This window comes from Streptomyces globosus (genome assembly GCF_003325375.1).
Lineage (GTDB): Bacteria > Actinomycetota > Actinomycetes > Streptomycetales > Streptomycetaceae > Streptomyces > Streptomyces globosus_A.
Window position 1 is genome coordinate 5,223,765 of sequence record NZ_CP030862.1, and the last position, 25,126, is coordinate 5,248,890.

Below are 25,126 nucleotides of genomic sequence, written 5' to 3' on the forward strand. Positions count from 1 at the left end.
GGGCGCGCTGGGGTCAGTCGCGTACGGCGATCCCGTCCAGGACCATCGAGAGGTACTGGCGGGCGATCTCCTCGGGGCTGTGCCGTCCGTGGGGCCGGTACCAGGACGCGGCCACCCAGACGGTGTCGCGGACGTAGCGGTAGGTGAGGCGGATGTCGAGGTCGGCGCGGAACACCCGGTCGGCGACGCCGCGTTCGAGGGTGCCGAGCCAGGCCTTCTCGAACTTCTGCCGGGAGTCGGCGAGGTAGCCGAAGCGGGGCTGCAGGGCGAGGTGGCGGGATTCCCTCTGGTAGATGGCGACGGCGTCGCGGTGCCGGTCGATCTCCCGGAAGGACTCGGTGACGAGGGCCTCGATGGTCTCGCGGGGGCCGAGGCCGGCCGCGAGGACGGCGTCGTAGCCCTCCCACAGTTCGCCGAGGAAGGTGGAGAGGATCTCGTCGAGCATCGATTCCTTGGAATCGAAGTGGTAGTAGAGGCTGCCGGCGAGCATGCCGGCTGCGTCGGCGATCTTGCGGACGGTGGTGGCGTTGTAGCCCTGGGCCGCGAAGACCCGGGCGGCGGTGTCGAGGAGTTCGCGGCGGCGGTCGGGCGAGGCCGTCCCGGCGGGCTTCTTCGGCGGCTTGTTCTGTGGCACGCGCCCATTGTCCGTCCGATCCGGGGAAGTCCCGTCAGGGGTGCTGGCTGCTGACGGAGACGGTCTCGCCGGTCATGTACGACGAGTAGCCGCTGGCCAGGAAGACGATGACGTTGGCGACCTCCCAGGGGTGGGCGGCCCGGCCGAAGGCCTCGCGGGCGGCGAGCCCGTCCAGCAGCTCGGGAGTGGTGGTCTTCGCCAGGTGGGGGTGGGCGGCGAGGCTGGGGGCGACGGCGTTGACGCGGACGCCGAACGGGGCGGCCTCCAGGGCGGCGCACCGGGTGAGGGCCATGACTCCGGCCTTGGCGGCGGCGTAGTGGGCCTGGCCGGGCTGGGCGCGCCAGCCGAGGACGGAGGCGTTGTTGACGATGGCGCCGCCGCGGCGGGCCGGGTCGGCGGCGGCGGTGCGGAAGGAGCGGAGGGCGGCGCGGGTGCAGCGGAAGGTGCCGCCGAGGGTGGTGTCGAGGACGCGGTGCCATTGGTCGTCGGTCATGTCGGCGAGGGCGGCGGTGCCGCCGAGGCCGGCGTTGTTGACGACGGTGTCGAGGCGGCCGTGGGCGGCCTCGGCGTGGGCGAAGAGGGCCCGGACCTGGGTTTCGTCGGTGACGTCGCAGGCCAGGGAGGTGACGCGGTCGGCGCCGAACTCGGCGGCGAGGGCTTCCTCGGTCTCCTTCAGGCGGCGGGCGTGGGCGTCGCCGAGGACGACGCGGGCTCCTTCTTCGAGGAAGCGGCGGGCGGTGGCGCCGCCGATGCCGGTGCCGGCGGCGGCGGTGACGACGGCGCTGCGGCCGGCGAGGAGGCCGTGCCCGGGAACGGGCGCGGGGGCGTCCGCGGCGGCGGGGGCGGCCGGGGGGGCGGGTTCGGGGGCGTGCACGGCGACGTACCTCCTCGACTCCGGTCGGGGCCGTACGTTAACCTACCAAACACTTGTTAGGGAAGCGCGGTGCGTCCCCGGGGCGCCCACCCCCGGAAGGAGCCGGCAGCCGATGGACCTGACCCATCCGCCCGAGGTGGAGGCCTTCCGCGCCGAGGCCCGCGACTGGCTCGCGCGCAACGTCCCGGCGGCCCTGCTGCCCTCCCTGGAGACCGCCGAGGGCTTCGCCGCGCACCGGGAGTGGGAGGCCCGCCTGTACGCCGGCCGCTGGTCGGCGGTGTCCTGGCCGCGCGAGTACGGCGGCCGGGGCGCGGACCTGGAGCGGTGGCTGGTCTTCGAGGAGGAGTACTGGGCGGCCGGCGCCCCGGCCCGCGTCTCGCAGAACGGCATCGGCCTGCTGGCCCCCACCCTTTTCGACCACGGCACGCCGGAGCAGCGGGAGCGGCTGCTGCCGCCGATGGCGCGCGGGGAGCAGGTGTGGGCGCAGGCCTGGTCGGAGCCGGAGGCGGGCTCGGACCTGGCCTCGCTGCGGGCGCGGGCCGAGCGCACCGCGGACGGCTGGCTGCTGTACGGGCAGAAGACGTGGTCCTCGCGGGCGGCGTTCGCCGACCGGGCCTTCGGCCTGTTCCGCACCGGCGCGGCGGCCTCCGGACCGCACCAGGGGCTGACGTACCTGGTGTTCGACCTGCGGGCGCCGGGCGTGGAGGTGCGGCCGATCGGCCGGCTCGACGGCAAGCCTGCCTTCGCGGAGCTCTTCCTGGACGGGGTGTTCGTACCGGACCGGGACGTCATCGGCGAGCCGGGACAGGGCTGGCGGATTGCCATGTCCGCGACAGGCAGCGAGCGCGGCCTCGCCCTCCGCTCGCCGGGCCGGTTCCTCGCCGCGGCCGACCGGCTGTACGCGCTGTGGCGGACGGCGGCCGACCCGGCGGACACCGCGCTGCGCGACCGGGTCGCGGACGCGCTGGTCGGGGCGCGCGCCTACGAGCTGTTCACGTGGGCGGCGGCGGCCCGGATCGCCGAGGGCGGGCAGGCGGGCGCCGAGTCCAGCCTGAACAAGGTGTTCTGGTCGCAGTACGACCTCGCCCTGCACGAGACGGCGCTGGACCTGCTGGGCGGGGCAGAGGCCGAGCTGATCGACGGGGAGTGGGCGCAGGGGTGGCTGTTCTCGCTGGCCGGTCCGATCTACGCGGGGACGAACGAGATCCAGCGCGACATCATCGCCGAGCGGCTGCTCGGCCTTCCGAAGGGCCGCCGCTGATGCGCTTCCTGCCGACCGAGGAGCAGACGGACTTCGCGCGGGCGGTACGCGCCCTGCTGGCGGCCGCGGACGTGCCGGCGGCGGTACGGGCCTGGTCGGCGGGGGACTTCGCGCCGGGGCGGACGGTGTGGAGGCGGCTGGCCGCGGCGGGCCTGTTCGCGCCGGCCGCGCCGGAGGCGTACGGCGGGGCGGGGCCGCTGCCGGTGGAGCTGGCCGCAGCCATGGTGGAGGTGGGGCGGGCGGGAATGCCGGGGCCGGTGGTGGAGACCGCGTCGGCGGCGGTGCTGCTGTCGCGGCTGGAGGGCGGCCCCGGCGGGGAGGCGGCGGCCCGGTTCGTGCCGCGGCTGGTGGCGGGCGGGGAGGCTGCCTCGCTGCTGCTGCCGGGCGGCGGCCCGTATGCCCTGGACGCGGACGCGGCGGAGCACTGCTTCGCGGTGGACGCCGCGGGCCGGCTGCACGCGTACGGGGGCCCGCACCCGGCCGGTGTCGCGGCCGTGCTGCGGTCGGCGGACCCGGCGCGCCGGCCGGCCCGCCTGGCACCGGGCGGCGGCGAGGTGCTGGCGGCCGGGCCGGGCGTCCTCGCGGCCGCCCGCGCCGCGGGCGACTGGGCGCGGCTGCTGACGGCGGCCCAGTGCCTGGGGGTCGGGGAGGCGCTGCTGGAGCGGACGGCGCGGTACGCGCGGCAGCGCACCCAGTTCGGGATGCCGATCGGCGCCTTCCAGGCGGTGAAGCACCGGCTGGCGGACACGCTGCTGGCGCTGGAGTTCGCCCGGCCGCTGGTGTGGGCCGCGGCGCTGTCGCTGGATGCGGCAGAGGTCGCCGCGGCGAAACTGGCCGCGGGCGGGGCCGCGTACGGGGCGGCCCTGACGGCGCTGCAGGTCCACGGGGCGATCGGCTACACCGAGGAGCTGGACCTCTCGCTGTGGCTGCGCAAGGCCCGTCCGCTGCGGGACGCCTGGGGCACACCCCGGGAGTGCCGGGCGGTGGTGGCGGGGTCCTGGCCGCACGCCCGCCGGGGCACGCCCGCGACCTGAGGGGGCCGCGCCTGCCTACCCGGGGGTACTCCGGACGGGCGGCGCCGGGCCGCGTACCCTCGCCGCATGACGGGCAGTGCGATCGACCTCCGCAAGATGGAACGGACCGCTCCGGCGCTGGTGAACCTGTACAAGAGCGCAGGGGAGTCGCTCCGCGGGCACGGGCTTCAGGGCGGGCGCGCCGCGGTCTACCTGGTCCTCGACTACTCGGGCTCGATGCGCCCGTACTACCGGGACGGCACCGTGCAGGCGCTCGCCGACCGGGTGCTGGGCCTGTCGGCGCACCTGGACGACGACGGCCGCGTCCCGGTGGTGTTCTTCTCCACCGACGTCGACGCGATCGAGGAGATACCGCTCGCCGGGCACGCCGGGCGGGTCGCCGAGATCGCCTCCCGCCTCGGGCACATGGGCAAGACGTCGTACCACGCGGCGATGGACGCGGTCATCGACCACTACCTGGAGGCGGGCACGCGCCGGCCGGCGCTCGTCGTCTTCCAGACGGACGGCGGGCCGATCGACAAGCGGGCCGCGGAGGCGTACCTGTGCAAGGCGGCGAGGCTGCCGCTGTTCTGGCAGTTCATCGGCTTCGGCGACACGCACAGCAGCCAGTTCGACTTCCTGCGCCGCCTGGACGACCTGCCCGTGCCGTCCCGCCGGGTCGTCGACAACGCCGGCTACTTCCACGCCGGTGCGGACCCGCGGGCCGTCCCGGACCGGGTGCTGTACGACCGGCTGCTCGGGGAGTTCCCGTCCTGGCTGGCGGCGGCGCGTGCGGCGGGCATCGTGCGCGCCTGACGCGGGGCGGGCGGGGGCGGGCGGTTTGATGGGCGTATGACCACGAACAATTGGGCGGCGTTCGAGGCGCGGGAGCCGGAGTTCGCGTCGACCGTCCGGGCCCGCTTCGCCCAGTACCCCCACCATGTCCTGGCCACGCTCCGCAGCGACGGCTCCCCGCGGCTGACCGGTCTGAACGTCGAGATCCGCGGTGGCGAGCTGTGGCTCGGCATGATGCAGGGCTCGCGGAAGGCGCGGGACCTGCGGCGCGATCCGCGGTTCGCGCTGCACAGCAACCCGGGCCCGGACGAGGCGATGCCGGACGGGGACGCGCGGATCTCGGGACGCGCGATCGAACTGGTGGACCCGCCGGAGCTGCACCGGTTCGCGGAGGAGACGGAGAACCCGCACCCCTTCGACCTGTTCCACGCGGACCTGGCGGAGGTGGTCCACGTCCGCGTCGAGGGCGACGAGCTGGTGATCCGCACGTGGACCCCGCAGGGCGGCCTCCACACCCTCCGCCGCGGCGACGACGACGAACCGCCGCGCGAGGACCCGGCATAGGAAGCGCCGCCCCCGCCTGTGCGGCGCCTCGTGCCCCGTGGTTGTCAGTGGCGGCGTCTAGCCTCGAACGGGTGGGGCCTGACCGGCCCGCGAATCGAAGGGGGAGCGATGAAGCGCATGGTGAGGGGCCGCAGGGCCGTTGCGGTGGCGGCGGTGGCGGGAGCACTGGCCCTGACTGTCGGAGCGGGCCAGGCCTCGGCGCAGGAGGAACTGATCGGCCACCCCGGCCCGGACGGGCTGATCTGGGTGCCGGAGCAGTGGGGGTCCGGCGGCTTCGTCTCGGGCGGCCTGTACGCCGGGCTGGACACGTACACCACGTTCGCCTGCGAGGGCGGCGGCAGCATCGAGGTGGCCTTCCGGCTCGACGAGCACCCCGACCGCAGTCCGGCCCCCTTCACCCTGGACTGCCCGGCCGGCAGCCCGGCCCGCGTGGCGGTTCCGCTGGGGACCGGCCTGCACGGCGGCTTCGGGGCGGCCGTGACGGCCTCGTCCGCGTCCATACGGTGGGGCGCGACAGTGGTCCAGCCCGAGTAGGGCAGTCCGCGGCCGCCGGGCCGCGCGCACCACGGCGCCCGCCATCCTTGGTCGAGGACATGGCGGGCGCCGTGCCGGGTTTCCGTACGCCGTTGTACGGGCCGTATGAGGGGTCCTCCGCACCGGGAGGGGTGTGCGCGGTGCCGCGCGGTGGTGCGCTCCCGGCCCGGGGCGTGCCCCGGGCCGGGCGGCGGGGTCAGACCGCCAGGGCGCGGTCGGTCGGCTTGACCGGGTACGGGAGGGTGCTGCTGCCGGTCAGGTAGCGGTCGACGCCGCGGGCGGCCGAGCGGCCCTCCGCGATGGCCCACACGATCAGGGACTGGCCGCGGCCGGCGTCGCCGGCGACGAAGACGCCGTCGACGTTGGTGGCGTAGGAGGCGTCGCGGGCGATGTTGCCGCGCTCGTCCAGGTCCAGGCCGAACTGCTCGACCAGGCCGTTGGCCCGGTCGGTGCCGGTGAAGCCCATCGCGAGGGTGACCAGCTGGGCCGGGATGGACCGCTCGGTTCCGGGCTTCTGGACCAGCTTGCCGCCCGTGAACTCGACCTCGACGAGGTGGAGCGCCTTGACGTTGCCGTCCTCATCGCCCTCGAAGCGGGTGGTGGAGACGGAGTAGACCCGCTCGCCGCCCTCCTCGTGGGCGGAGGTGACCTTGTACAGCATCGGGAAGGTCGGCCAGGGCTGGTTGGCGTTCCGCTCCTCGCCGGGCCGCGGCATGATCTCCAGCTGGGTGACGGACAGCGCGCCCTGGCGGTGGGCGGTGCCCACGCAGTCCGCGCCGGTGTCGCCGCCGCCGATCACGACGACGTGCTTGCCCTCGGCGGTGATGGGCGGGGCGACGAAGTCGCCCTCCTGCACCTTGTTCGCGAGCGGCAGGTACTCCATCGCGAAGTGGATGCCGCCCAGCTCGCGGCCGGGGACCGGCAGGTCGCGGGAGACGGTCGCGCCGGCGGCGATGACGACGGCGTCGAACCGCTTGCGCAGGTCGCCGGCGGTGATGTCGCGGCCGACCTCGACGCCGGTGCGGAACTTGGTGCCTTCCGCGCGCATCTGCTCGATGCGGCGGTTGATGTGCACCTTCTCCATCTTGAACTCGGGGATGCCGTAGCGCAGGAGGCCGCCGATGCGGTCGGCGCGCTCGTAGACGACGACGGTGTGGCCGGCCCGGGTCAGCTGCTGGGCGGCGGCCAGGCCGGCGGGCCCGGAGCCGATGACGGCTGCGGTCTTGCCGGAGAGGCGCTCGGGGACCTGCGGGGAGACGCCGCCGTTGTCCCACGCCTTGTCGATGATCGAGACCTCGACGTTCTTGATGGTGACGGCCGGCTGGTTGATACCGAGGACGCACGCCGACTCGCAGGGGGCCGGGCAGAGGCGGCCGGTGAACTCCGGGAAGTTGTTCGTGGCGTGCAGCCGCTCCGACGCCGCCGACCAGTCCTCGCGGTAGGCGTAGTCGTTCCACTCGGGGATCAGGTTCCCGAGCGGGCAGCCGTTGTGGCAGAACGGGATGCCGCAGTCCATGCAGCGGCCGGCCTGCTTGCTGATGATCGGCAGGAGCGAGCCGGGGACGTAGACCTCGTTCCAGTCCTTGACGCGCTCGGCGACGGGACGGGAGCAGGCGGTCTTGCGCTCGGTGGTGAGGAAGCCCTTCGGGTCAGCCATGGGTCGCCGCCTCCATCATCTTCTCGGTGGTCTCGGACTCGGAGAGTCCGGCCCGCTCAGCGGCGTCCTTGGCGGCGAGCACTGCCTTGTACGTGGTCGGGATGATCTTGCTGAAGCGGTCCGCGGCGGCGGACCAGTCGGCGAGGAGCTTTGCGGCCACCGTCGAGCCGGTCTCCTCCTGGTGGCGGCGCACCACATCGTGCAGCCACTGCCGGTCCTCGTCCGTGAGGGTCTCGACGGCGCCCAGGTTGCCGGCGTTGACGTTGTCCCGGTCGAGGTCGACGACGTAGGCGACGCCGCCGGACATGCCGGCCGCGAAGTTGCGGCCGGTCTCGCCGAGGACGACGGCCGTGCCGCCGGTCATGTACTCGCAGCCGTGGTCGCCCACGCCCTCGGAGACGACGAGGGCGCCGGAGTTGCGGACGCAGAACCGCTCGCCGGTGCGGCCGCGCAGGAACATCTCGCCGCCGGTGGCGCCGTAGCCGATGGTGTTGCCGGCGATGGTCGAGTACTCGGCGAGGTGGTCGGCGCCGCGGTCGGGGCGGACCACGATGCGGCCGCCGGAGAGGCCCTTGCCGACGTAGTCGTTGGCGTCGCCCTCCAGGCGGAGCGTGACGCCCTTGGGGAGGAACGCGCCGAAGGACTGGCCGGCAGAGCCGGTGAAGGTCAGGTCGATGGTGTCGTCGGGCAGGCCCGCACCGCCGAACTTCTTCGTGACCTCGTGGCCGAGCATGGTGCCGACGGTCCGGTTGATGTTGCGGATGGCGACCTGGGCGCGGACCGGCTGGGCCTCCTCGGCCGTCGCCGCGTTCAGGGCGTCGGCGGCGAGCTCGATCAGCTCGTTGTCGAGGGCCTTCTCCAGGCCGTGGTCCTGCGCGATGAGGGCGTGGCGGACCGCGCCGTCGGGCAGGTCGGGCACGTGGAAGAGCGGGGCGAGGTCGAGGCCCTGCGCCTTCCAGTGGGTGACGGCCTGGTCGGTGTCGAGGAGCTCGGCGTGGCCGACGGCCTCCTCGATCGAGCGGAAGCCCAGCTCGGCGAGGAGCTCGCGGACTTCTTCGGCGATGAACTCGAAGAAGTTGACGACAAACTCGGCCTTGCCGGAGAAGCGGTCGCGCAGCACCGGGTTCTGGGTGGCGATGCCGACGGGGCAGGTGTCCAGGTGGCAGACGCGCATCATGACGCAGCCGGAGACGACGAGCGGCGCGGTCGCGAAGCCGAACTCCTCGGCGCCGAGCAGCGCGGCGATGACGACGTCGCGGCCGGTCTTGAGCTGGCCGTCGGTCTGGACGACGATCCGGTCGCGCAGCCCGTTGAGCAGCAGCGTCTGCTGGGTCTCGGCGAGGCCGAGCTCCCAGGGGCCGCCCGCGTGCTTGAGGGAGGTCAGCGGCGAGGCGCCGGTGCCGCCGTCATGTCCGGAGATGAGGACGACGTCCGCGTGGGCCTTGGAGACGCCCGCGGCGACCGTGCCGACGCCGACCTCGGAGACCAGCTTCACGTGGATGCGGGCTGCCGGGTTGGCGTTCTTCAGGTCGTGGATGAGCTGGGCGAGGTCCTCGATGGAGTAGATGTCGTGGTGCGGCGGCGGGGAGATCAGGCCGACGCCCGGGGTGGAGTGGCGGGTCTTGGCGACCCACGGGTACACCTTGTGGCCGGGCAGCTGGCCGCCCTCGCCGGGCTTGGCGCCCTGCGCCATCTTGATCTGGATGTCGTCGGCGTTGACGAGGTACTCGGAGGTGACGCCGAAGCGGCCGGAGGCGACCTGCTTGATCGCCGAGCGGCGCGCCGGGTCGTACAGGCGCTCGGGGTCCTCGCCGCCCTCGCCGGTGTTGGACTTGCCGCCGAGCTGGTTCATGGCGATGGCGAGGGTCTCGTGCGCCTCCTTGGAGATGGAGCCGTACGACATGGCGCCGGTGGAGAACCGCTTGACGATCTCGGAGACCGGCTCGACCTCGTCCAGCGGGACGGAGGGGCGGTCGCTCTTGAAGCCGAAGAGGCCGCGGAGCGTCATGAGGCGCTCAGACTGCTCGTTCACCCGGTCCGTGTACTGCTTGAAGATGTCGTACCGGCGGTTGCGGGTGGCGTGCTGGAGCCGGAAGACGGTCTCCGGGTCGAACAGGTGCGGCTCGCCCTCGCGGCGCCACTGGTACTCGCCGCCGATGTCCAGCGCGCGGTGCGCGGGCGCGGTGCCGGAGGCCGGGTAGGCCTTGGCGTGGCGGGCGGCGACCTCCTTGGCGATGACGTCGAGGCCGGCCCCGCCGATCTTGGTGGCGGTGCCCTGGAAGTACGTCGCGACGAACTCCTCGTCGAGGCCGACGGCCTCGAAGACCTGGGCGCCGCGGTAGGAGGCGACGGTGGAGATGCCCATCTTGGACATGACCTTCAGAACGCCCTTGCCGAGGGCGTAGATCAGGTTCCGGATGGCCTGCTCGGGCTCGATGCCGTCGATGAACGTGCCGGCGCGCAGCAGGTCCTCGACGGACTCCATGGCGAGGTACGGGTTGACGGCGGCGGCGCCGTAGCCGATGAGCAGGGCGACGTGGTGGACCTCGCGGACGTCGCCGGCCTCGACGAGCAGGCCGACCTGGGTGCGCTGCTTGGTGGCGATGAGGTGGTGGTGGACGGCGGCGGTCAGCAGCAGCGACGGGATCGGCGCGTGCTCGGCGTCCGAGTGGCGGTCCGACAGGACGATCAGGCGGGCGCCGTTCGCGATGGCCGCGTCGGCCTCGGAGCGGATCTCGGCGATGCGGGCGGCGAGCGCGTCGGCGCCGCCGGAGACCCGGTAGAGGCCGGAGAGGGTGGCCGCCTTCATGCCGGGCATGTCGCCGTCGGCGTTGATGTGGATGAGCTTGGCCAGCTCGTCGTTGTCGATGACCGGGAAGGGCAGGGTGACGCTGCGGCAGGACGCGGCGGTCGGCTCCAGCAGGTTGCCCTGCGGGCCCAGCGAGGACAGCAGCGAGGTGACGAGCTCCTCGCGGATGGCGTCCAGCGGCGGGTTGGTGACCTGGGCGAACAGCTGGGTGAAGTAGTCGAAGAGCAGCCGGGGCCGCTCGGAGAGCGCGGCGATCGGCGAGTCGGTGCCCATGGAGCCGATCGGCTCGGCGCCGGTGCGGGCCATCGGGGCGAGGATGACGCGCAGCTCTTCCTCGGTGTAGCCGAAGGTCTGCTGGCGGCGGGTGACCGAGGCGTGGGTGTGGACGATGTGCTCGCGCTCGGGGAGGTCGGTGAGCTCGATCTCGCCGGACTCCAGCCACTCCGCGTAGGGGGCGGCGGCGGCCAGGCCGGCCTTGATCTCGTCGTCCTCGATGATCCGGTTCTGGGCGGTGTCGACGAGGAACATCCTGCCCGGCTGGAGGCGGCCCTTGCGGACGACCTTCGCGGGGTCGATGTCGAGGACGCCGACCTCGGAGGAGAGCACGACGAGGCCGTCGTCGGTGACCCAGTAGCGGCCGGGGCGCAGGCCGTTGCGGTCGAGGACGGCGCCGACCTGGGTGCCGTCGGTGAAGGTGACGCAGGCCGGGCCGTCCCAGGGCTCCATCATCGTGGAGTGGTACTGGTAGAAGGCGCGGCGGGCCGGGTCCATGGAGGCGTGGTTCTCCCATGCCTCCGGGATCATCATCAGGACCGCGTGGGGCAGGGAGCGGCCGCCGAGGTGGAGGAGTTCCAGGACCTCGTCGAAGGACGCCGAGTCGGAGGCGTCCGGGGTGCAGATCGGGAAGATCCGGTCGAGGGCGCCCTGGCCGAAGGCGTCGGTGGCGAGCTGGGACTCGCGGGCGCGCATCCAGTTCCGGTTGCCCTTGACGGTGTTGATCTCGCCGTTGTGGGCGACGAACCGGTACGGGTGGGCCAGCGGCCACGACGGGAAGGTGTTGGTGGAGAACCGGGAGTGGACCAGGGCGAGCGCCGAGGCGAAGCGGCGGTCGGAGAGGTCCGGGAAGAACGGCTCCAGCTGGCCCGTGGTGAGCATGCCCTTGTAGACGATGGTCCGGGCGGACAGCGACGGGAAGTAGGTGCCCGCCTCGCGCTCGGCGCGCTTGCGCAGCACGAAGGCCTTGCGGTCCAGGGCGATGCCGGTGCTGCTGCCGTCGGCGACGAAGAGCTGGGAGAAGGCCGGCATGGTGGCGCGGGCGCCGTTGCCGAGGAGGTCGGGGGTGACGGGGACCTCGCGCCAGCCGAGGACGGTCAGGCCCTCCTCGGCGGCGATGGCCTCGATCTGCTCCGCGGCGGCGGCCTGTGCGGTGCCGTCGGCGGGGAGGAAGGCGATGCCGACGGCGTACGCGCCGGCCTCGGGGAGCCGGAAGCCGGCCACCTCGCGCAGGAACGCGTCGGGGACCTGGCTGAGGATGCCGGCGCCGTCGCCGGAGTCGGGCTCGGAGCCGGTGGCGCCGCGGTGCTCGAGGTTCCGCAGTACGGTCAGCGCCTGCTCGACCAGCGCGTGGGTGGCCTCACCGGTGAGGTTCGCCACGAAACCGACGCCGCAGGCGTCCTTCTCGTTGCGCGGGTCGTACATGCCCTGGGGGGCAGGGCGACCGTCCATGGGCGACCAGGCGGTGCTGCTGGGGCCGGTCGCGGAGTGCGTGGATGCGGAACGCATCGGCTCTCCCGTCGTCGTCGTGGCATTGTGCATGGCCGAGGGACGACGTTGGCCCTCTGCGAAATTTCGTGCAGGTTACATGATGACCGCAATCTTGCGAACCGGATACGGCGTTTCACCATGCGGACACTGCACGAGGCGGGATACGGGGCTCCCCGCGCTGCTGCGAGGCGTGTGGAAGGGTGCCGGCGGGGGCGGGGGCCCCGGCGCGGAAACGGGCATCGTTGCCCGGCGCGCCCCGGTGTGATGCCCGGCGGACACGGAATCGAAACCACCGGGTAATGAACTACTTATGTGGTGCGCTGCATAGTGTCTCATCGCGAGGGCGTTCAGCCTATGGCCCCGCCGATCCAGGTTCCCAGGATGTACGTCACACCGGCGGCCGCGCCACCCAGGAGCAGCTGCCGCAGGCCGCTGTACCACCAGGAGCGGGTGGTGACCTTGGAGACGACTGCGCCGCAGGCGAAGAGCCCGGCCAGGGCCAGCAGGACGGCGGGCCACAGGGCCGTCGCGCCGAGCAGGTAGGGCAGGACCGGCAGCAGGGCGCCGAGCGCGAACGAGCCGAAGGAGGAGGCGGCGGCGACCAGCGGCGAGGGCAGGTCGTCGGGGTCGATGCCGAGCTCCTCGCGGGCGTGGATCTCCAGCGCCTGCTCGGGGTCGCGGGAGAGCTGCATCGCGACCTCGCGGGCGAGGGCCGGCTCGACTCCGCGGGAGACGTACAGCTCGGCGAGCTCCTCCATCTCGTCGACCGGGTGCTTTCGCAACTGCTGCCGCTCGACGTCGAGTTCGGCGAGGACGAGTTCGCGCTGCGAGGCGACGGAGGTGTACTCGCCGGCGGCCATGGAGAACGCGCCGGCGGCGAGCCCGGCCAGTCCGGCGATCACGATGCCTGCGGGGGCGGCGGCGCCGCCGGCCACTCCGGTCATCAGTGCGAGGTTGGAGACGAGGCCGTCCATCGCGCCGAACACGGCCGGGCGCAGCCATCCGCCGTTGACGTCCCGGTGGGTGTGGTTGTCGCGGTGCGCGGTGTGCAGCGGCGCTTCGGTGTCGATGATGGACATGCGACTCTTCTCCCCTTTTGTACCCATGGGGGCCGTGAGACGGTCCGCTCCCCCCGAACATCTCGAAACTACGCACGATTCTGGCCGCCCGCCAGCAAGGAAGGCCGTACTTACCTGGGCATTTGAGGGTCGGCGACCGGGTGACGCCCCTGCCGGCGGGGTGTTTCGCGACAACCGGCATACCTCTCTTCATGGCACAAATCCCCTAGGGGTTCGCGACGGCCCCCTCAAGTGGAGAGGCACGCCGTGGAGCCGGCTGCTGCACGCCCGCCGCAGGTCCTCCTCGACCGCTTCGCGGACCGGCTGCACGCCCGGTACGGTCGCTGCCACCGTGACGGGACCGGCTCCGACACCCCCGCCCGGCTCACCGCACAGGAGGCAGCACGCCCATGACGGCCATCACCGTTCTCGGCAGCACGAACATGGACCTCGTCGCCTACGTCTCCAAGGCCCCCCGGCTCGGGGAGACCGTCACCGGCCGGGAGTTCCGCACCGTCCCCGGCGGCAAGGGCGCCAACCAGGCCGTCGCCGCGGCCCGCCTCGGGGCGAGCGTGGCGATGGTCGGCGCGGTCGGCGCGGACGCGTTCGGCGTACGGCTGCGCTCCGCGCTCACCGCGGCCGGTGTCGACACCTGCGGCCTGCGCACCGTGGAGGGCGCCAGCGGGACGGCGCACATCACCGTGGACGACGAGGGCGGCAACAGCATCATCGTCGTCCCCGGCGCGAACGGGCTCGTCACGGGGCTGGAGTCCGGCGACGAGGAGCGGATCGCCGCGTCCGGGACGCTGCTGCTCCAGCTGGAGGTGCCGCTGTCCGCGGTGGCGGCCGCGGCCCGCGCGGCGCGGGCGCACGGGGTGCGGACGGTGCTGACGCCGGCGCCGGTGCAGCCGCTGCCCCCGGACCTGCCGGACGGGGTCGACCTGCTGGTCCCCAACGAGCACGAGGCGGCCGCCCTGACCGGGCTGACGGACCCCCGCCAGGCGGCGGCCGCGCTGCTGGACCGGTTCCCCGAGGTGGTCGTCACCCTCGGCGCGGCGGGCGCCCTGCACGCCGCGCGCGGGCAGGAGCCGTACGCGGTGCCCGCGCCGCGCGTGAGGGCGGTGGACACCACGGCCGCCGGGGACACCTTCGCCGGGGCGCTGGCGGTGGCCCTGGGCGAGGGGCGCCCGATGCGGGAGGCGATGGCCTGGGCGGCGGCGGCCGCGGCGCTGTCCGTGCAGCGGCCGGGCGCGCAGGACGCCATGCCGGACCGCGCCGAGGCCGACGCCGCCTTCTCGGCCTTCGCCGCCGGACCGCGGCCGTGAGCCCCTGACCGAACCGGCCCGACCGAGGCCGAGAACCGCACGCTCCGGAAGGAGGCGGCCCTGTGATCCTGACCTGGCTCTACGCACCCGGCGACCACCAGGACACCGTGGCCAAGGCGCTGCACTGCGGCGCCGACGCCGTCATCGTCGACCTGGAGGACGCCGTACCGGCCTCCCGCAAGGAGTACGCCCGCGCGGCCACGGCGGAGCTGCTCGCGGAGCGGCCGCCGGTACCGGTGTACGTACGCGTCAACGCCCCCGACTCCCCCTGGGCGGGCGCGGACCTGGCCGCCCTGGCCGGGCTGCGGGGCCTCGCCGGGGTGCGGCTGCCTAAGGTCACCGCGCCGGAGCAGGTCGTCCAGGCCGCCGAGCGGACGGGCGGGGTGGCCCTGTACGCGCTGCTGGAGTCGGCGCTGGGCGTGGAGCGGGCGTACGAGATCGCCCGCGCGCACCCCGCCCTGCGCGGGCTCGCCCTGGGCGAGGCCGATCTGTGCGCCGATCTGGGGTGCGGGACCGAGGAGGGACTGGACTGGCCGCGGTCGCGGGTGGTGGTCGCCGCGCGGGCGGCCGGGCTGGCGCCGCCCGCCCAGTCGCCCTTCCCCGACATCCGGGACCTGGAGGCGCTCGCCGCCTCCTGCGCCCGCGGGCGGACGCTGGGCTTCCTCGGCCGGGCGGCGATCCACCCGCGCCAGCTCCCGGTGATCGAGCGGGCCTACCTGCCGGGCCCGGAGGAGGTCGGCGCCGCGCAGGAGGTCGTGACCGCGGCCCGCCGCAACCCGGGGGCGGCGGTCCTGCCCGACGGGCGGTTCGTGGACGCGGCGGTGCTGGCGGTCGCGGAGCGGGTCGTGGCGCTGTCGCGCCGCGAGACCCCGGTGCGCCTGCCGTCCTGAGCGGCAGCGCGGCGGGCGGCGGGAACGCCGCAGGGGCGCCGCGCGGCCTGCGCGGCGCCCCTGCGGGCGGCTCCTGCCGGTGCCGGGATCAGAGCTTGTCGGCCCCGGGCGCGTCGGCGGCGCCGCCGGCCTGGGCGGGGGCCTTCTCCGCCGCGGCCGGCTTGGCGAGGTCCGCCTTCGGCGCCGCCGCCGGCTCGGCGGCAGGAGCCGCGGCGCCCGCGTCCTCCGCCTCGCCGGGCTTCGCACCGGCCTTCGCGTCGGCTGCCTCCGCGGCGTCCTTCGCGGCGTCCTTCGCGGCGTCCTTCGCGTCTGCCGGCTTCGTGGCGGCCGCCGGGTCGGTGGCCGCGGGACCGCGGTCCGGCTCGACGACCTCCTCGCGGCCCGGCCGCAGCTTCGCGGAGACCGCGAGGTAGACGACGGCGAGGACGAACACGGTGATCGCGGTCCAGACGTTCAGCCGCAGGCCGAGGATGTGGTGGGCCTCGTCGACCCGCATGTACTCGATCCAGGCGCGGCCCGCGCAGTACGCGGCGACGTACAGGGCGAAGGCCCGGCCGTGGCCCAGCCTGAAGCGCCGGTCGGCCCAGATCACGAGTGCGGCGACCCCGAGGCACCACAGCGACTCGTACAGGAACGTCGGGTGGTAGGTGCCGCCGACCCGGTTCGGGCCGTCGCTGATCTCGACGGCCCACGGCAGGTCGGTGGCGCGCCCGTACAGCTCCTGGTTGAACCAGTTGCCCCAGCGGCCGGCCGCCTGGGCGATGGCGATGCCGGGGGCGAGGGCGTCGGCCCAGGCGGGCAGCGGGATGCCCCGCAGGCGGCAGCCGATCCAGGCGCCGACCGCGCCGAACGCGATGGCGCCCCAGATGCCGAGGCCGCCCTCCCAGATCTTGAAGGCGTCGACCCAGTTGCGGCCTTCGCCGAAGTAGAGCTGGTAGTCGGTGATCACGTGGTAGAGGCGGCCGCCGACCAGGCCGAACGGAACCGCCCATACGGCGATGTCCGCGACGGTTCCCGGCTTTCCTCCGCGCGCGATCCAGCGCTTGTTGCCGAGCCAGACGGCGGCGAAGACGCCGATGATGATGCAGAACGCGTAGCCGCGCAGCGGGATCGGCCCGAGGTGGACCACACCGGTCGACGGACTGGGAATGTAGGCAAGTTCCATGGCAGGTCCGACGCTACCCTGCCGGGCGGTGCGCACGGCAACCCGCCCGGCGTTCCCGCCGCCAAATCGACACCTCGTGTCCGCCGGGCGGCGTCACTCCCGGGCGGCCCCCTGCTCGCCCGTGCCGCGGGCCGACGCCGAGGGCGACGCCGTACGCGAGGCGGACGGGGAGCCCTTCGCCTTGGAGGCCGGCGAAGCCGGCGCCCCCGCCGCGGACGGCGATCCCGAGGCGGCCGGGGAGGCGCTCGCGGTGCCGCCGCCCTTCGCCGCGGCCTCGACGATCTCCTTCATCTTCTGCGGGGTGATCTGCCCGGCCAGCACGTCCTTGCCGTTCAGCAGCACCGTCGGAGTGCCGCGGAAGTCCCCGGCCCGGAAGGCCTCGAAGGACTTGCCGACCCAGCTCTCGTGCGTCCCGTCCTCCACGCACCGGCGGAACTCGGCGGTGTCGAGGCCGGGCACCTTGCCCGCCAGCTCCAGCAGCCTCGCGTTGCTGCCGTAGGCGTCGTCCGGCTCGGGCGGCTGGTTCTCGAACAGCACGTCGTGGTACTCGGTGAACTTCCCGGCGTCCTGGGCGCAGGCGGCCGCGTTGGCGCTCTTGAGCGAGCCGCTGCCGCCCATGTTCCCGTCGATCAGGGTGACCAGGTGGTAGTCGGTCTTGAGCAGGCCCTTGGCCTCCAGCTCGTGGACCGTGTCCTTGTACATGGTCTCGAAGTTCTTGCAGGCCGGGCAGCGGAAGTCCTCCCACACGACCAGCGTGGACGGGGCCTCGGCGCTGCCCGTCCGGATCGCGAGGGAGTCCTCGCCGGTGGCCCCGGAGGGCGCGATGACGGGGCCGCCGCCCGCGCTGTTCTTGCCGGTGTTGGCCGCGATCAGGCCGACGACGGCCGCCAGGCCGAGGACGCCGACGACGGCCGCCGCCACGACGAGCGTCCGCCGGCGCTTGTCCTTCTTCTTCTGCCGCTCGCGCTCGGCCTGGAGGCGCTCGCGGGCCGATCGGTTCTTCGCTTGGCGGTTCGCGCCGTCGTTCATCTCGCTCACGGTCGGGCAAACGAAGCAGGGAGGCACTCCCGCGCCCCCCTGCTCCCAGATCCACCCGATCGGGCTACAGAACCCTTTTCGGACGCGCTCCGCGTCAGCTCCTGCGTACGCCTTCCGCAAGTTCGCCCGCCAGCTCCCGCACGGCCGCGAGCCCGGCCGGCAGGTCCGGCGCGTCCAGCAGCAGCTTCACGAACGCCGAGCCGACGATCACCCCGTCGGCGAAGCCGGCGACCTCCTTCGCCTGCACGGCGTTGGAGACGCCGAGCCCGACGCAGACCGGCAGCTCCGTGGTGGCGCGGGTGCGGCGGACCAGCTCCTGCGCCTGGTTGCCGACGGACTCCCGGGTCCCGGTGACGCCCATGAGGGAGGCGGCGTAGACGAAGCCCGAGCCGGCCGCGGTGATCGTGGCGAGGCGGGCGTCCCTGCTGCTGGGGGCGACGACGAAGACGGTCGCGAGGCCGTGCTTGTCGGCGTGCTCCCGCCACAGGGCGGACTCCTGGACGGGCAGGTCGGGCAGGATGCAGCCGGCGCCGCCGGCCTCGGCCAGCTCGGCGGCGAACCGCTCCGGGCCGTAGCGGTCGATCGGGTTCCAGTACGTCATCACCAGCACCGGCGCGCCGGTCGCCTCGTGCGCCTCGCGGACCGTGCGCAGCACGTCGGCGATCCGGACGCCGCCGCGCAGCGCGATGTCGTCGGCGGTCTGGATGACGGCGCCGTCGAGGACGGGGTCGCTGTGCGGGAGGCCGACCTCGACGATGTCGGCGCCGCCGGCGATGACGGCCTTGACGGCCTCGATGCCGCCGTCGACGGTCGGGAAGCCGGCCGGGAGGTAGGCGACCAGGGCGGCGCGGTCCTCGGCCCTGGCCTTGGCGAGGGTGTCGCCCAGCAGCCGGATGTTGCCCTTGCTCACTTCGACTCCCCTTCGGCGTCGTACAGCCCGAAGTAGCGGGCGGCGGTGTCCATGTCCTTGTCGCCGCGGCCGGACAGGTTGACCACGACGAGCCCGTCGGGGCCGAGCTCGCGGCCGAGGTCGAGGGCGCCGGCGAGGGCGTGGGCCGACTCGATGGCCGGGATGATGCCCTCGGTGCGGGAGAGCAGGCGCAGGGCCTGCATGGCGGCGTCGTCGGTGACCGCGCGGTACTCGCCGCGGCCGGTGTCCTTGAGGAAGGAGTGCTCCGGGCCGATGCCGGGGTAGTCCAGGCCGGCGGAGATCGAGTACGGCTCGGTGATCTGGCCCTCGTCGTCCTGGAGGACGTAGGAGCGGGAGCCGTGCAGGATGCCGGGCTCGCCGGCGGTGAGGGTGGCGGCGTGCTCGCCGGTCTCGACGCCGTGGCCGGCGGGCTCGAACCCGACGAGGCGGACGCCGGTGTCGGGCAGGAAGGCGTGGAAGAGGCCGATGGCGTTGGAGCCGCCGCCGACGCAGGCGGCGACGGCGTCGGGCAGGCGGCCGGTGCGCTCCAGGATCTGGCGGCGGGCCTCGACGCCGATGACGCGGTGGAAGTCGCGGACCATGGCGGGGAAGGGGTGCGGGCCGGCGACGGTGCCGAAGAGGTAGTGGGTGCGGTCGACGTTGGCGACCCAGTCGCGGAACGCCTCGTTGATGGCGTCCTTGAGGGTGCGGGAGCCGGACTTGACGGCGATGACCTCGGCGCCCAGCATCCGCATGCGGGCGACGTTCAGGGCCTGCCGCTGGGTGTCGATCTCGCCCATGTAGATGGTGCAGTCGAGGCCGAAGAGGGCGCAGGCGGTGGCGGTGGCCACGCCGTGCTGGCCGGCGCCGGTCTCGGCGATGACGCGGGTCTTGCCCATGCGCTTGGTGAGGAGGGCCTGGCCCAGCACGTTGTTGATCTTGTGCGAGCCGGTGTGGTTGAGGTCCTCGCGCTTGAGGAAGATGCGGGCGCCGCCGGCGTGCCCGGCGAAGCGCGGCACCTCGGTCAGCGCGCTGGGGCGGCCGGTGTAGTTGACCATGAGGTCGTTGAGCTCGGCCGCGAAGGCGGGGTCGTTCTTGGCCTTCTCGTACTCGACGGCGACCTCGTCCACGGCGGCGACGAGGGCCTCCGGGATGAACTTGCCGCCGAAGTCGCCGAAGTAGCCCTCGGCGTCGGGGACGCGGCCTTCCGGGTCCGGGATGAAGAAGTCAGTGGCGCTGGACATGCCGGCAACTCCTGGGGTGTGCGGTGCGGCGGATGGTTGTCACCGTATGGCGCCGCCCGCCCGCGACGGGCACACCACACCCTTCGGGGGTGCGGGTGCGTGCGGTGCGGGTCCCGTGCGCGCGGAGGGCCGTCGGGGCCGCCGGGGCGCAGGGGTGTGCGGAGGGGGTCCGTGCGGCGGTTGCCGCACGGGTCGTCCCGTCCGTCCTACGGCGCTTCCCCGCGGCGCCATCGCATGCCGTTGACCTGTCCGGGCTCCGAGCCGATGACGTACCGCACCCGCCGCCCGTGGACGCGCCGGGCCGGGGCGCGGCAGCCGCGGGGGCGGCAGCCGCGCGCCAGGGGCGCGTGGGCCGTCGGCACGCCCGCGGCCGGGCGGCGGCCCGGGCGGGTGCTGACGGGGGTGCGGTCGGGGGTCACGGCTGCGGTCAGCTCCGCCCGTGGCGCAGGGCGGGGTGGGCTCCGGCGGCGACGAGGTCGGCCACGGCCGACTTCGGGTCGCGTCCGGTCACCAGGGACTCCCCCACGAGGACGGCGTCGGCGCCCTCGTTGGCGTAGGCGATGAGGTCGTGCGGTCCGCGGATGCCGGACTCGGCGACCTTGACGATGTGCGCCGGGATCTCGCCGACGACGCGCTCGAAGGTGGAGCGGTCGACGCTGAGGTCCTTGAGGTTGCGCGCGTTCACACCGATGATCTTCGCGCCGGCCGCGACCGCGCGCTCGATCTCCTCCTCGTCGTGGACCTCGACGAGCGGGGTGAGGCCGATGGACTCGGCCCGCTCGATGAGGGAGACGAGGGCCTCCTGCTCCAGGGCCGCGACGATCAGCAGGACGAGGTCGGCGCCGTAGGCGCGGGCCTCCCACAGCTGGTACGCCGTGACGATGAAGTCCTTGCGGAGGATCGGGATGTCCACGCGGGCGCGGACGGCCTCCAGGTCGGCCAGCGAGCCGCCGAAGCGGCGCTGCTCGGTGAGGACGGAGATGACCGCCGCACCGCCCGCCTCGTAGTCGGCGGCGAGTCCGGCCGGGTCGGCGATCGCGGCCAGCGCGCCCTTGGACGGGCTGGACCGCTTGACCTCGCAGATCACCTTGACGCCGTCGCCGCGCAGGGCCGCGACGCCGTCCTTCGCCTGGGGCGCCTTGGCGGCACGCTCCTTGAGCTCGTCGAGGCTCACGCGGGCCTGCCGTTCGGCAAGGTCTTCGCGGACCCCTTCGATGATCTCGTCGAGCACACTCACGCGAGCGGCCCCCTTCCGGGTCGATGACGGTCGGCCGCCGAGCAGTCACGTACGACTGCAAGGTCGGCAATCAAATGGTATCCGGCCACGGCGCACCGCTCCGCACGCGGCTGGGGGCGTCCCATTGGCTGGACATTCGGAATACGGCATTCATAAGGCCTCACGGGGCCAGTGCGGCGCCGAAGGGCAGATTCCGGACGACGGAGAAGACCAGGGCCGCCCCGCCGAGGGCCCACCAGTACGGGCCGCTGAGGGCGAAACGCGGGGTCGGAGCGCCCCGCCAGGCCCGCAGCAGCCACAGGGCGGCGAATCCGGCGAAGGCGAAGTAGCCGATCACGGCCATCGCATTCGCCCCGAATGCGGCGGCGAGATCGCCGTGGGCGAACGCGTGGGCGCTGCGCAGTCCGCCGCATCCCGGACACAGGATTCCGCTCAGCCGGAAAAGCGGGCAGACCGGATAGTGGCCGGGCTCATTGGGGTCCACGGCGCCCACGTACGCAAATGCGGCGGCCGCCGCGAGCACCGTGAGGGCCGGGGCGGCGAGCCTGCGGGCCCGTGGGGCCGGCGCGGCTCCCGGGGCCCCGGGAGCGCCCGGCCCGGCCGGGGCGGGCAGGTCGGCGGGGCCGGCCGCCGCGGCGGGCGGCGGGGCCTGTCCGGCCGGGGGCCGGGGGGTGCGGGAGGCGTCCACGCGCTGATTCTCTCCGGTGACGGCAGAAGGCGCAGCCCGACCGGGCCGCGCCTTCTGCCGTCGGCGTCCGGCGGTCAGGCCTTGGCCGCGGCGATGGCCTTGGCGAGGTCATCGTGGGCGGGCTTGGGCGCGCCCATGCCGGCGGCCCTCATGCCGAGGCCCACGACGCCTCCGAGTGCGACGACGGCGAGGCCCGCCCAGAACCCGACCGGGTTCGCCAGCACCATGAAGGCGCCGGAGATGCAGAAACCGATGAAGGCGATGATGACACCGGTCCAGGCGGCCGGGGTGTGACCGTGGCTGCTGCCCGCCATGAGTTGCTCCTCGTTTTGCTCTGTCGCGCGTGCGGTGCCGCACGCTCGGTTGCCATTGTCCCGCACGGTCGGCGGGCCGTGCTCAGCGGGTGGGGTCCTCGCCGCGGTCCAGGGCCTTCCACAGGTCCTCGGGCCGGTCGGGGTCCGCGGCGGGGGGCCGGGCGGCCTGCGGGCCGCCGCCGCGCTCGTAGCGGCCGCCCATGGCCGGCCAGGCGCCGCCGAACCGCAGGGCGAGCAGCCCGGCGGCCAGGATCAGGGCGGCGCCGGCGGCCGTGGCGTACGGCCAGGCGGTCTGTGCGGCCGTCGCGACGTGCGCGGCGGAGTCCGCGGCCGTCCGCGCGGCCTGCTCGTCCAGGGCCCGGCGGCCGTCTCCGGCGAGGAGCGCGGCGAGGGCCGCGCCGAGGCCGCTGAGCGCCAGCAGCGCCGCGACCAGCTGCCGGCCCCGGCCGCGTACGGCGAAGACGGCGACGAGCGCGGCGAGGCCGACGACGGCCAGCGCGGCGGGCAGCCCGGTGACGTCGCCCCCGTCCGCGGTCAGGGGGACCGTGCCGCCGCCGACGGCCGCGGTGCCGCGGGCCCACACCCGGCCGGAGCCGAGGAGGACCACGCAGGCGCCGAGCGCGCCGAGCAGCAGGGCGGCGGCCACGCTGCGGCGGCTGCCGGTGTCGTTGGGGGAGGGGGGTGCGGCACTCACGCCCCCCACTATCCCCTACCGCCCCGCGGCGTCGGCCATGCGGTTCGCCGCGGCGACCGCGCGGAGCACCGCGGAGGCCTTGTTGCGGCACTCCAGGTCCTCCAGCTCGGGCACCGAGTCGGCGACCACGCCCGCGCCGGCCTGCACGTACGCGGTCCCGTCGCGGAGCAGGGCGGTGCGGATGGCGATGGCGGTGTCGGAGTCGCCGGCGAAGTCGAGGTAGCCGACGCAGCCGCCGTACAGGCCGCGGCGGGTGGGCTCCAGCTCCTCGATGATCTGCATGGCGCGCGGCTTGGGCGCCCCCGAGAGCGTGCCGGCGGGGAAGCAGGCGGTGAGCACGTCGAAGGCGGTCCTGCCCTCGGCGACGCGGCCGGTGACGGTGGAGACGATGTGCATGACGTGCGAGTACCGCTCGATGCTCATGAAGTCGACGACCTCGACGGAGCCGGGCTCGCACACCCGGCCCAGGTCGTTGCGGCCCAGGTCGACGAGCATCAGGTGCTCGGCGCGCTCCTTGGGGTCGGCGAGCAGCTCCTCGGCCAGCTCGTGGTCGCGCTGCGGGGTGGCGCCGCGGTGGCGGGTGCCCGCGATGGGGTGGACCATGGCCCGCCCGTCCTCGACCTTGACGAGGGCCTCGGGGCTAGAGCCGACGACGTCGAAGCCGTTCTCGAAGCGGAAGAGGTACATGTACGGGGACGGGTTGGTGGCGCGCAGCACCCGGTAGACGTCCAGGGCGGAGGCGTGGCAGGGCGTCTCGAACCGCTGCGAGGGCACGACCTGGAAGGCCTCGCCGGCCCGGATCCGCTCCTTGACGTCCTCGACGGCGGCCTGGTAGTCGGCGCCGCCCCACAGGGCGGAGAAGGCGGGCAGCTCGGCGGAGGGCAGCGGGGCGGGCGTGTAGGGGGCGGGCCGTGCGAGGTCGGCCTCCATGGCGTCGAGGCGGGCGACGGCGTCCGCGTGGGCCTCGTCGACGCCGGTGTCGAGGTCGTTGTGGTTGATGGCGTTGGCGATGAGCTGGACGCTGCCGTCCCAGTGGTCGAGGACCGCGAGGTCGGAGGTGAGCAGCATGGTCAGCTCGGGCAGCCGGAGGTCGTCGGTGCCGTGGTCGCCGATGCGTTCCAGGCGGCGGACGATGTCGTAGCCGAGGTAGCCGACCATGCCGCCGGTGAAGGGCGGCATTCCGGCGGCGAGGTCGCGGGGGGTGTGCAGGGCCTCCACGGTGGCGCGCAGGGCCTGCAGCGGGTCGCCGCCGGTGGGGACGCCGACGGGCGGGGTGCCGATCCAGTGGGCCTCGCCGTCGCGGACGGTGAGGGTGGCGTGGCTGCGGACGCCGACGAAGGAGTAGCGGGACCAGGAGCGGCCGTTCTCGGCGGACTCCAGCAGGAAGGTGCCCGGGCGCTCGGCGGCCAGCTTGCGGTAGAGGCCGACGGGCGTGTCGCCGTCGGCGAGCAGCTTGCGGCTCACCGGGATGACACGGCGGTCGGCGGCGAGCTTGCGGAACTGTTCGAGGTCCATGCGTGGGTTACCTAACCTGCCTGGTCGGCGTCGAGCGGGAGGACGTCGGCGTCGAAGCACGTGCGGGCCCCGGTGTGGCAGGCGGCGCCGACCTGGTCGACCTTGACCAGGAGGGTGTCGGCGTCGCAGTCGAGGGCGACGGACTTCACGTGCTGGACGTGCCCGGAGGTGTCCCCCTTGACCCAGTACTCCCGGCGGCTGCGGGACCAGTAGGTGCAGCGGCCGGTGGTCAGGGTGCGGTGGAGCGCCTCGTCGTCCATCCAGCCGAGCATGAGCACCTCGCCGGTGTCGTACTGCTGGGCGATGGCCGGGACGAGGCCGTCCGCGGAACGCTTGAGCCGGGCCGCGATGGCGGGGTCGAGGGAGGAGCTGGTCATGCGGGCCATTGTGCCGCGCGGGGCGGGCGGTGGCGGATCACTGTCCGCCTGATGGGCGGGCACGCGGCGCGCAGCCGCCGTAGGCTTGCCCGCATGTCTACCCATGCGAAGCGTGAACGCCTGCTCCTGGCGGACCTGTTGGAGTCGGCGGGCCCGCACGCGCCGACGCTGTGCGAGGGCTGGCTGACCCGGGACCTCGCGGCGCACCTGGTCGTGCGGGAGCGCCGCCCGGACGCGGCGGGCGGCCTGCTGCTGAACGTGTTGAAGGACCGGCTGGACAAGGCGATGGCCGAGTACGCGGCGAAGCCGTACGAGGAGCTGCTGCAGCTGATCCGGACGGGCCCGCCGAAGCTGTCGGTGTACTCGCTGAAGCAGGTCGACGAGGCGGCGAACGCGGTGGAGTTCTACGTGCACGCGGAGGACGTGCGGCGGGCGCAGCCCGACTGGACGCCGCGGCAGCCGGACCCGGTGTTCTCCGACGCGCTGTGGTTCCGGCTGGAGAAGCTGGCGCGGCTGACGGGGCGCCGCTCGCCGGTGGGGCTGGTGCTGCGGCGGCCGGACGGCCGCACGGTGGTGGCGCACAAGGGGACGCCGGTGGTGACGGTGACGGGCGAGCCGGGCGAGCTGGTGCTGTTCTGCTTCGGGCGGCAGGCGTCGGCGTCCGTGGAGCTGGACGGCGACGAGCAGGCGGTCGCCCGCCTGACGGCGGCCCGTCTGGGCATCTGAACCGCAAGCCCCCGGCCCTGCCGGAGCGGGGCCGGGGCTT

24 protein-coding genes are annotated in these 25,126 nt (G+C 74.1%); 8 read left to right on the forward strand and 16 right to left on the reverse strand.

Annotation, left to right across the window (positions count from 1 at the left end; genetic code table 11):
• Positions 1-13 precede the first annotated feature (13 nt).
• Both C0216_RS23170 and C0216_RS23175 read right to left on the reverse strand, forming a co-directional pair.
• Positions 14-634 carry a TetR/AcrR family transcriptional regulator gene (locus tag C0216_RS23170; protein WP_114057143.1) on the reverse strand — a complete coding sequence of 207 codons (621 nt, stop codon included), beginning with the start codon at positions 632-634 and terminating at the stop codon, positions 14-16.
• A gap of 34 nt (positions 635-668) precedes the next feature.
• Positions 669-1,508 carry an SDR family oxidoreductase gene (locus C0216_RS23175; protein ID WP_114057144.1) on the reverse strand — a complete coding sequence of 280 codons (840 nt, stop codon included), beginning with the start codon at positions 1,506-1,508 and terminating at the stop codon, positions 669-671.
• 112 nt (positions 1,509-1,620) lie between these two features.
• Here C0216_RS23175 and C0216_RS23180 point away from each other — a divergent pair, with 112 nt between their 5' ends.
• The 5 genes from C0216_RS23180 (at position 1,621) to C0216_RS23200 (ending at position 5,675) form a co-directional block, all read left to right on the forward strand.
• Positions 1,621-2,769 (forward strand): acyl-CoA dehydrogenase family protein, encoded by a 1,149-nt coding sequence (locus C0216_RS23180; protein WP_114057145.1) that lies wholly within the window; start codon positions 1,621-1,623, stop codon positions 2,767-2,769.
• A complete protein-coding gene (locus C0216_RS23185; RefSeq protein ID WP_114057146.1) occupies positions 2,769-3,803 on the forward strand; it encodes an acyl-CoA dehydrogenase in 1,035 nt (344 codons plus the stop codon). The genes C0216_RS23180 and C0216_RS23185 overlap by 1 nt, the downstream gene beginning before the upstream one ends.
• A gap of 66 nt (positions 3,804-3,869) precedes the next feature.
• On the forward strand, positions 3,870-4,598 hold the full coding sequence (locus C0216_RS23190; protein ID WP_114057147.1) for a VWA domain-containing protein: 729 nt from the start codon (positions 3,870-3,872) through the stop codon (positions 4,596-4,598).
• A gap of 36 nt (positions 4,599-4,634) precedes the next feature.
• Positions 4,635-5,141 carry a pyridoxamine 5'-phosphate oxidase family protein gene (locus tag C0216_RS23195; protein ID WP_114057148.1) on the forward strand — a complete coding sequence of 169 codons (507 nt, stop codon included), beginning with the start codon at positions 4,635-4,637 and terminating at the stop codon, positions 5,139-5,141.
• A 108-nt stretch (positions 5,142-5,249) separates the two neighbouring features.
• Positions 5,250-5,675, forward strand: a complete 426-nt coding sequence (locus tag C0216_RS23200) for a hypothetical protein (RefSeq protein ID WP_114057149.1) — start codon at positions 5,250-5,252, stop codon at positions 5,673-5,675.
• A gap of 196 nt (positions 5,676-5,871) precedes the next feature.
• Here the strand turns inward: C0216_RS23200 and C0216_RS23205 are convergent, their stop codons facing one another.
• The 3 genes from C0216_RS23205 to C0216_RS23215 all read right to left on the reverse strand — a co-directional run bounded on the left by C0216_RS23205 (position 5,872) and on the right by C0216_RS23215 (position 12,984).
• Positions 5,872-7,332, reverse strand: coding sequence for a glutamate synthase subunit beta (locus tag C0216_RS23205; RefSeq protein WP_114057150.1), 1,461 nt, complete (start codon positions 7,330-7,332; stop codon positions 5,872-5,874).
• The gene (gltB, locus tag C0216_RS23210; RefSeq protein ID WP_174250540.1) at positions 7,325-11,866 is read right to left on the reverse strand and encodes a glutamate synthase large subunit; all 4,542 of its coding nucleotides are present in this window, start codon (positions 11,864-11,866) and stop codon (positions 7,325-7,327) included. Before gltB ends, C0216_RS23205 begins: the two co-directional genes overlap by 8 nt.
• Before the next feature lie 386 nt (positions 11,867-12,252).
• Positions 12,253-12,984 carry a VIT1/CCC1 transporter family protein gene (locus C0216_RS23215; RefSeq protein WP_114057152.1) on the reverse strand — a complete coding sequence of 244 codons (732 nt, stop codon included), beginning with the start codon at positions 12,982-12,984 and terminating at the stop codon, positions 12,253-12,255.
• 389 nt (positions 12,985-13,373) lie between these two features.
• Between C0216_RS23215 and rbsK the strand changes: the two genes are divergently transcribed.
• Complete coding sequence (gene rbsK / locus C0216_RS23220) at positions 13,374-14,288, forward strand: ribokinase (RefSeq protein ID WP_114057153.1); 915 nt, start codon at positions 13,374-13,376, stop codon at positions 14,286-14,288.
• 62 nt (positions 14,289-14,350) lie between these two features.
• A complete protein-coding gene (locus C0216_RS23225; protein ID WP_114057154.1) occupies positions 14,351-15,178 on the forward strand; it encodes an HpcH/HpaI aldolase/citrate lyase family protein in 828 nt (275 codons plus the stop codon).
• An 88-nt stretch (positions 15,179-15,266) separates the two neighbouring features.
• Here C0216_RS23225 and lgt read toward each other — a convergent pair whose 3' ends face one another.
• The 11 genes from lgt to hisI all read right to left on the reverse strand — a co-directional run bounded on the left by lgt (position 15,267) and on the right by hisI (position 24,369).
• Positions 15,267-16,343, reverse strand: coding sequence for a prolipoprotein diacylglyceryl transferase (lgt, locus tag C0216_RS23230; RefSeq protein ID WP_114057155.1), 1,077 nt, complete (start codon positions 16,341-16,343; stop codon positions 15,267-15,269).
• 93 nt (positions 16,344-16,436) lie between these two features.
• Positions 16,437-17,372 carry a DsbA family protein gene (locus C0216_RS23235; RefSeq protein WP_114057156.1) on the reverse strand — a complete coding sequence of 312 codons (936 nt, stop codon included), beginning with the start codon at positions 17,370-17,372 and terminating at the stop codon, positions 16,437-16,439.
• Positions 17,373-17,475: 103 nt separating this feature from the next.
• Entirely contained in the window at positions 17,476-18,291 is an 816-nt protein-coding gene (gene trpA / locus C0216_RS23240) for a tryptophan synthase subunit alpha (RefSeq protein ID WP_114057157.1), read from the reverse strand.
• On the reverse strand, positions 18,288-19,535 hold the full coding sequence (gene trpB / locus C0216_RS23245) for a tryptophan synthase subunit beta (protein ID WP_114057158.1): 1,248 nt from the start codon (positions 19,533-19,535) through the stop codon (positions 18,288-18,290). Before trpB ends, trpA begins: the two co-directional genes overlap by 4 nt.
• 206 nt (positions 19,536-19,741) lie before the next feature.
• A complete protein-coding gene (gene trpM, locus C0216_RS35400; protein WP_373298970.1) occupies positions 19,742-19,966 on the reverse strand; it encodes a tryptophan biosynthesis modulator TrpM in 225 nt (74 codons plus the stop codon).
• Positions 19,963-20,772 (reverse strand): indole-3-glycerol phosphate synthase TrpC, encoded by an 810-nt coding sequence (trpC, locus tag C0216_RS23255; protein ID WP_114057160.1) that lies wholly within the window; start codon positions 20,770-20,772, stop codon positions 19,963-19,965. The genes trpM and trpC overlap by 4 nt, the downstream gene beginning before the upstream one ends.
• 160 nt (positions 20,773-20,932) lie before the next feature.
• Complete coding sequence (locus C0216_RS23260) at positions 20,933-21,460, reverse strand: DUF2752 domain-containing protein (RefSeq protein WP_114057161.1); 528 nt, start codon at positions 21,458-21,460, stop codon at positions 20,933-20,935.
• 74 nt (positions 21,461-21,534) lie between these two features.
• A complete protein-coding gene (locus tag C0216_RS23265) occupies positions 21,535-21,774 on the reverse strand; it encodes an HGxxPAAW family protein (RefSeq protein ID WP_114057162.1) in 240 nt (79 codons plus the stop codon).
• An 82-nt stretch (positions 21,775-21,856) separates the two neighbouring features.
• A complete protein-coding gene (locus C0216_RS23270) occupies positions 21,857-22,477 on the reverse strand; it encodes a TIGR02234 family membrane protein (protein ID WP_114057163.1) in 621 nt (206 codons plus the stop codon).
• Positions 22,478-22,483: 6 nt separating this feature from the next.
• Positions 22,484-23,983 carry an anthranilate synthase component I gene (locus C0216_RS23275; protein ID WP_114057164.1) on the reverse strand — a complete coding sequence of 500 codons (1,500 nt, stop codon included), beginning with the start codon at positions 23,981-23,983 and terminating at the stop codon, positions 22,484-22,486.
• A gap of 11 nt (positions 23,984-23,994) precedes the next feature.
• On the reverse strand, positions 23,995-24,369 hold the full coding sequence (gene hisI, locus C0216_RS23280) for a phosphoribosyl-AMP cyclohydrolase (RefSeq protein ID WP_428985452.1): 375 nt from the start codon (positions 24,367-24,369) through the stop codon (positions 23,995-23,997).
• 84 nt (positions 24,370-24,453) lie between these two features.
• Between hisI and C0216_RS23285 the strand changes: the two genes are divergently transcribed.
• Positions 24,454-25,086: a TIGR03085 family metal-binding protein gene (locus C0216_RS23285; protein WP_114057165.1), complete on the forward strand. Its 633-nt coding sequence runs from the start codon at positions 24,454-24,456 to the stop codon at positions 25,084-25,086.
• Positions 25,087-25,126 lie beyond the last annotated feature (40 nt).

Bases quoted from the DNA above. Each gene is read 5' to 3' on its own strand.
- C0216_RS23180 (WP_114057145.1), top strand. From the start codon at position 1,621: ATGGACCTGACCCATCCGCCCGAGGTGGAGGCCTTCCGCGCCGAGGCC.
- C0216_RS23185 (WP_114057146.1), top strand. From the start codon at position 2,769: ATGCGCTTCCTGCCGACCGAGGAGCAGACGGACTTCGCGCGGGCGGTA.
- C0216_RS23190 (WP_114057147.1), top strand. From the start codon at position 3,870: ATGACGGGCAGTGCGATCGACCTCCGCAAGATGGAACGGACCGCTCCG.
- C0216_RS23195 (WP_114057148.1), top strand. From the start codon at position 4,635: ATGACCACGAACAATTGGGCGGCGTTCGAGGCGCGGGAGCCGGAGTTC.
- C0216_RS23200 (WP_114057149.1), top strand. From the start codon at position 5,250: ATGAAGCGCATGGTGAGGGGCCGCAGGGCCGTTGCGGTGGCGGCGGTG.
- C0216_RS23205 (WP_114057150.1), bottom strand. From the start codon at position 7,332: ATGGCTGACCCGAAGGGCTTCCTCACCACCGAGCGCAAGACCGCCTGC.
- gltB (WP_174250540.1), bottom strand. From the start codon at position 11,866: ATGGACGGTCGCCCTGCCCCCCAGGGCATGTACGACCCGCGCAACGAG.
- C0216_RS23215 (WP_114057152.1), bottom strand. From the start codon at position 12,984: ATGTCCATCATCGACACCGAAGCGCCGCTGCACACCGCGCACCGCGAC.
- rbsK (WP_114057153.1), top strand. From the start codon at position 13,374: ATGACGGCCATCACCGTTCTCGGCAGCACGAACATGGACCTCGTCGCC.
- lgt (WP_114057155.1), bottom strand. From the start codon at position 16,343: ATGGAACTTGCCTACATTCCCAGTCCGTCGACCGGTGTGGTCCACCTC.
- C0216_RS23235 (WP_114057156.1), bottom strand. From the start codon at position 17,372: ATGAACGACGGCGCGAACCGCCAAGCGAAGAACCGATCGGCCCGCGAG.
- trpB (WP_114057158.1), bottom strand. From the start codon at position 19,535: ATGTCCAGCGCCACTGACTTCTTCATCCCGGACCCGGAAGGCCGCGTC.
- C0216_RS23265 (WP_114057162.1), bottom strand. From the start codon at position 21,774: ATGGCGGGCAGCAGCCACGGTCACACCCCGGCCGCCTGGACCGGTGTC.
- C0216_RS23275 (WP_114057164.1), bottom strand. From the start codon at position 23,983: ATGGACCTCGAACAGTTCCGCAAGCTCGCCGCCGACCGCCGTGTCATC.
- hisI (WP_428985452.1), bottom strand. From the start codon at position 24,369: ATGGCCCGCATGACCAGCTCCTCCCTCGACCCCGCCATCGCGGCCCGG.
- C0216_RS23285 (WP_114057165.1), top strand. From the start codon at position 24,454: ATGTCTACCCATGCGAAGCGTGAACGCCTGCTCCTGGCGGACCTGTTG.